Genomic DNA, 2,106 nt, shown 5'->3' with positions numbered 1-2,106 from the left:
GACATGGTTCACCTACGGCGGTGCTCCCGTCGACGCGGTCGACAGCGGACAGGGCTTCACCGGCTTGACGGTGGGCGAGTTGCCGGTACGGGTTCGCACGGCGAAGTTCGACCTGGCGCTCAGCATCGGCGAAGCCGGCCCGTGCCTGGCCGGATCGATCCAGTACGCCGCCGACGTGTTCGACGACACCACCATCCAACGGATGACCCGGCACCTGGGAGCCATCCTCGCGGAGGTGGCAGCCGATCCGACGCGCCGGATCCGCGAACTCGCGATGGTGACCGCCGAGGAGACCGAGCAGGTCCTCAGACGGTGGAACGCCACCACCGCCGAGATCCCCCCGGCATCGGTGCACGGGCTGGCCTCCATGCAGGCCGCCCGCCGGCCGGATACCGCGGCCGTGGTCGCGGGTGACGACGTGGTGACCTACCGCGACCTCGACCAGCGGGCCGAGCAGCTGGCCCGGTACCTGCGCGACCAGGGGATCGGACCCGAGTGCGTGGTGGGGGTTCGATTGCCCCGCGGACCGGAGCTCGTGGTCGCCATGCTGGGCGTCCTGAAGGCGGGCGGGGTGTACCTACCCCTGGATCCCGACGATCCGGAACAGCGGCAACATTTCATCCTGTCCGATGCCGGCGCGGCGCTGGTCTGCACGCCGCAGACCCTGGAAGCGGCCGCAGCCGCGTCCACACAGCCAGTTCCGATCGCCGCCGCCCGCGCGGACCACGCGGCGTACGTCATCTACACCTCCGGTTCCGCCGGCGTCCCGAAGGGGGTCGTGACCACACACGGCGCCCTCGCCAACTCCACGGCGGCCCGCACGCGGCGTTACGAGCGGTCGCCGGGCACCTTCCTCCTGCTGTCGCCCGTGGCGTTCGACAGCTCGCTCGCCGGACTGTTCTGGACGTTGTGCACCGGCGGCACCCTGGTCACACCGGCGCCACGGCGCGAGCTCGATCCCGCCGACATCGCCACCGACGTCAACCGCTACGGCGTGACCCATCTGCTCGCGACACCGTCGCTACTGGCACAGCTCTTCGACTGGTGTGAGGGGCATCCCGACCACCCACTGCACACCCTCCGAACGATCATCTCTGCGGGTGAGGCGTGTCCACCGGAGCTGGCGCACCGGTGCCGCTCGGCCGTCCCCGCAGCACGGCTGTTCAACGAGTACGGGCCGACCGAGGCCACGGTCTGGGCGTCGATGGCACCGGCCGATGGCACCGACGGCGACCGGGCTCCACCGATCGGCACCCCGATCGCGAACACCACGATGTTCGTACTCGACCGGTCGATGACCCCGGTCCCGGTCGGCGTCCCGGGTGAGCTGCACATCGGCGGCGCCGGCCTCGCCCGCGGCTACACCGGTCGGCCGGAGCTGACGGCGCAGCGGTTCGTCGCTGATCCGTTCGGCGCGCCCGGATCACGGCTGTACCGCACCGGAGACCGCGTGCGGTGGCGGGCCGACGGTCAACTCGAGTTCCTCGGCCGGTTGGACGACCAACTCAAGGTGCGCGCCTACCGCGTCGAGGCCGCCGAGGTTTCGTCCGCCCTCAACGCCCACCCCGAGGTCGACGGCTCGGCGGTCGGCGTTCGCCCGGACCCGCACGGACACCCGCGGCTGATCGCTTGGTTCACCGCCGCCGACCCGGCTGCCCCGCCCACCGCCACCGAGCTGAGCACCCACCTGGCCACCCGGCTACCCGCCTACATGGTGCCGACGGCGTTCGTGCGGATGGCCGCGCTACCCCTGACCGACCGCGGCAAGATCGACAGCCGGGCTCTGCCCGACCCGGACGGCGCCCGGGCCGAGCCGGCCGGTACGTACGTGCCGCCGCGTACCCCCACCGAGCACACTGTCGCGGGAATCTGGGCGGAGCTGCTCGGCATCGACCGCGTCGGCATCCACGACAACTTCTTCACGCTCGGCGGCCACTCGCTCATCGCCAACCGGGTGGTCGCCCGGGTGCGCTCCACCCTCGGCGTGGACCTCGCCGTCGCAGCCCTGTTCGAGGCGCCGACCGTCGCCGGGCTCGCCGTCGCCGTCGAGGACGCCGGCCGCGACGAGCTTGTGCCGCCCGTCGTGCCGGTGCCCCGGACCGGTGG

Annotated in this window: 1 protein-coding gene; it reads left to right on the top strand. The window is 72.2% G+C overall.

What is annotated here, in order from left to right:
* Positions 1–2,106: non-ribosomal peptide synthetase (locus tag Vau01_RS62870; protein ID WP_204015413.1), on the top strand; the 2,106-nt coding region annotated here is incomplete at both ends.

Source organism: Virgisporangium aurantiacum (genome assembly GCF_016863635.1).
GTDB classification, from domain to species: Bacteria; Actinomycetota; Actinomycetes; order Mycobacteriales; family Micromonosporaceae; genus Virgisporangium; species Virgisporangium aurantiacum.
This window is presented reverse-complemented; position numbering and strand designations above follow the sequence as displayed.